Below are 2,554 nucleotides of genomic sequence, written 5' to 3'. Positions count from 1 at the left end.
ACGGCCGCCATGAAAGCCTTGGGATTGGCGATATTGCCCACACCGAGCGTACCGCGCACGGCAACCGCCTTGAGATTCTTTGACCCCATCACTGCGCCGACGCCGGAGCGACCGGCGGCGCGGTGCAGGTCATTGACGATTGCTGCGAACAGGACCTGGTTTTCTCCGGCGCGACCGATGCTCGATACCCGCAGCAGCGAATCCTGATGACGCTTCTTGAGGGTGCCTTCGGTGTTCCAGACGGTCTTTCCCCACAGGTCGATTGCGGGCAGCAGGGTCGCTTGCTCGTTTTCAATGTGCAGATAGACCGGTTGCGGCGACTTGCCCTCGAAGATGATCATGTCCCAGCCTGCCGATTTCAGCTCGGCCCCAAAATAGCCTCCCGAATTCGAGCAAGCAATCGCGCCGGTCAGGGGTCCTTTGGTAATCACCGAATAGCGGCCGCCGGTCGACGCCATCGTGCCGGTCAGCGGGCCGGTCGCGTAGATCAGCTTGTTGTCCGGGGACAGCGGGTCGACCTTCGGGTCGATCTCGCTGACCAGGTATTTGCTGGCCAGCCCGCGCTGGCCGAGATACTGTGCTGCCCAGGCCATGTTCAGCGGTTCACTGCTGCAGGTCCCCTGGGTCAGGTTGACGCGAAGAATCTTGCGTGTCCAGGCCATGATCGTTCCTCCTCAAAGGCGTGCCGCACTATCGGTTTTCTGTGCCCACTGACGCATCCGTTGCAAACCCGTCCAGTCCGCATCAATGTAGGTGATGGCGCCGGTCGGGCAAGCCGTGGCGCAGGCCGGGTCACCACCACAGAGGTCGCACTTCTGGACCTTTCCCGAGTCATGGTTGTAATTGATCGTCCCGAACGGACAGGCAATCGTGCACACCTTGCAGCCCACGCATACCGCTTCGAGGACCACCTTGGCACCGCTGCCACTGTCGATCTTGATCGCCTCGACCGGACAGGCATTGAGACACCAAGCTTCCGCGCACTGCGTACAGGTATAGGGCACCTTGCGGCCTTCGTGGTGGAAGTCGAAAACCTTGATTCGCGATTTGGACGGATTGAAGATCCCGGTGTGCTCGTAAGAGCAGGCCATTTCGCACTGCAAGCAACCGGTGCATTTGCCCGGATCGATGTGCAAGGACTTCTGCATGACGTCGTCTCCTCCGTTGAGTGTCGATGATCCTGTTGAATGACGTCGCACCGCCGACCGCGACTGGAATGATCACTATAGGCAACGCCAGGCATTTATGAAAGTTGCGCTGCAACAATGTGGCGCATGTGCCCGGTATAGGCGATCCATGGATGATCGAATACGTGCTTGCGCTGATGTGGGATATACGTCACGGCCCAAAGCGTAGCCTTCGTTCTATAGTAGGGGTCGATTGAACGACTCTGGCCGTCAGGGGCCAGGTTTGGACACACAAAACAGAACAAGGGGAACACGTTAGATGTTCAGTTCTTTGAAATCGGCGATTGGCGACCTTGGCTTCATCAACGGGATGCTCTATCTTCTTGGCCGGGTAATGCAGGCTCTCAGCGGCGGGCGTAGCCGCCTGATCCGCTACCATATCGTCGCCCAACCCGTTTCCCGCGAGTTCGTCCCGGTCTGCCGGCCCTCCGCAACGGAAAAGGTGATCGAGATCGCAGCACACGCAGCGATTATCGAGGCGTTTCCACGCCCACCGGAAGTTCTGAAATACCGCTTTGCAAGGGGGCATGTCTGCTTGGCGGCGGTTAACAAGGGAGTCTTCGCCGGCTTTCTGTGGTATGCCCGAGACCATTACGAGGAGGATGAGGTTCATTGTCGTTTCGTCCTGAGTGAACCAGACTCGACCGTCTGGGACTACGATGTGCACGTCGAGCCGCGTTTCAGGATGGGAAGAACCTTCGCGCGCCTTTGGGATGCGGCAAACGAGCGTCTGGCGGCCCTGGGTGTGGACTGGAGTTGTTCGCGGATATCGGCGTTCAATCGACAATCCCTTCAGTCCCATCGACGCCTGGGCATCAGTGTGCTTGAAACCTTGACTTTCATTTGCATCGGATCGCTGCAGGTGGCTCTGATGTCCTGCAAACCATTCATCAACTTCAGCTGGAATGGTGCTGGTCGCCCCAGTGTGCGGATCTCGCTACGCGGTCAAGGCCCTGAGTCACTGCGATGAAGCAGGTGGTATTCTTGCGCATTTGGCCATGGGTGACGCATCGCTTGATCGGGACTGTGCCGTTGCGGTAACCATATTAGCCTTGGGGGCGATTAGCCTTGCAACCATTTTTTATTCCGGCAGAGAGAGGGACTCGTTTCTGCCTCTATCACCCAGCAGTCGATGGTAGGACACGTGGCGCGATCATTTATCTGCATCCATTTGCCGAGGAAATGAACAAATCTCGCCGCATGGCTGCCCTGCAGGCGAGGGCCATGGCCAGGATTGGCTACGATGTCCTGCAGATCGACCTGTTGGGCTGTGGAGACAGTTCAGGCGACTTCGCAGAAGCGCGCTGGCAAGACTGGGAGGACGATGTTCATCTGGCCCATCGCTGGCTTCGCGCCCGCAGCGATGC

General features: G+C 58.4%; 4 protein-coding genes. 2 read left to right on the top strand and 2 right to left on the bottom strand.

What is annotated here, in order from left to right; genetic code table 11:
* Together CAPSK01_RS17810 and CAPSK01_RS17805 are read right to left on the bottom strand one after the other, a co-directional pair.
* Positions 1–662 (bottom strand): aldehyde ferredoxin oxidoreductase N-terminal domain-containing protein (locus CAPSK01_RS17810; RefSeq protein ID WP_273704004.1); only part of this gene is annotated, 662 nt, incomplete at its 3' end.
* Positions 663–674: 12 nt separating this feature from the next.
* The gene (locus CAPSK01_RS17805) at positions 675–1,148 is read right to left on the bottom strand and encodes a 4Fe-4S dicluster domain-containing protein (RefSeq protein WP_034929862.1); all 474 of its coding nucleotides are present in this window, start codon (positions 1,146–1,148) and stop codon (positions 675–677) included.
* Positions 1,149–1,446: 298 nt separating this feature from the next.
* On the opposite strand from CAPSK01_RS17805, the gene CAPSK01_RS17800 reads away from it, so the two are divergent.
* Both CAPSK01_RS17800 and CAPSK01_RS17795 read left to right on the top strand, forming a co-directional pair.
* Positions 1,447–2,157, top strand: a complete 711-nt coding sequence (locus tag CAPSK01_RS17800; RefSeq protein ID WP_273704003.1) for a GNAT family N-acetyltransferase — start codon at positions 1,447–1,449, stop codon at positions 2,155–2,157.
* A 98-nt stretch (positions 2,158–2,255) separates the two neighbouring features.
* On the top strand, positions 2,256–2,554 hold a 299-nt coding region (locus CAPSK01_RS17795), incomplete at its 3' end, for a CocE/NonD family hydrolase (protein WP_034929858.1).

Source organism: Candidatus Accumulibacter vicinus, from assembly GCF_000584955.1.
Taxonomy (GTDB): Bacteria; Pseudomonadota; Gammaproteobacteria; order Burkholderiales; family Rhodocyclaceae; genus Accumulibacter; species Accumulibacter vicinus.
This window is presented reverse-complemented; position numbering and strand designations above follow the sequence as displayed.